Annotated in this window: 1 pseudogene; it reads right to left on the reverse strand. The window is 41.7% G+C overall.

What is annotated here, in order from left to right:
- A pseudogene (locus FQ664_RS26605) lies at positions 1-247 on the reverse strand (hypothetical protein); the annotation flags it as partial.

Raw genomic sequence — 247 nt, forward strand, 5'->3', positions numbered from 1 at the left:
CTGGATATTATTCCGCGGCGTTAGGGTATAGCTTTCCTCAATAAGATCTTGAATATCCTGCGAAGGCATCATGCGTTCCGGCTTCCAGAATAAGAGGTCACCCACAGGCATAAATTCGATAAATCGTATGTGCAAGGGATATTTTCTTGCCAACTCTACGAAATCAATAATCTCATCATCATTAAAGCCACGGATAACTACCGTGTTAATCTTTACCGGATGCATATCCAGCTCTAAAGCCTTGAAA

It is taken from the genome of Pseudomonas persica, assembly GCF_900291015.1.
GTDB lineage: Bacteria > Pseudomonadota > Gammaproteobacteria > Pseudomonadales > Pseudomonadaceae > Aquipseudomonas.